The sequence below is a fragment of the Vibrio sp. 10N.222.55.C6 genome (assembly GCF_041473395.1).
GTDB classification, from domain to species: Bacteria; Pseudomonadota; Gammaproteobacteria; order Enterobacterales; family Vibrionaceae; genus Vibrio; species Vibrio crassostreae_C.
The window spans coordinates 1-222 of the sequence record NZ_JBFRSD010001284.1 but is presented as its reverse complement, the minus strand read 5'-3'; the positions used below and the strand labels follow the sequence as shown (position 1 = coordinate 222).

Below are 222 nucleotides of genomic sequence, written 5' to 3'. Positions count from 1 at the left end.
GAATTTAGCACATACTTCATTTACCACTTCCGCATCTGCGATATTTTTTAGGTAGATAGTCGTTTTAACCACATCATTCATGACATGACCGATACTTTCTAGAATAGCTTTGATGTTTGATAGACATTGTGCTGTTTGCGCTTCGATACCACCATCAACCAACTCACCTGTGGCTACATCTATAGGCAACTGAGCTGAAAGATTGTTGTAGTGAGAAAAGGC

General features: G+C 39.6%; 1 protein-coding gene. It reads right to left on the bottom strand.

Annotated elements, in window-relative coordinates:
• The coding region (locus AB4486_RS28550; protein ID WP_372120201.1) for a Rid family hydrolase at positions 1-222 on the bottom strand (222 nt) is incomplete at both ends.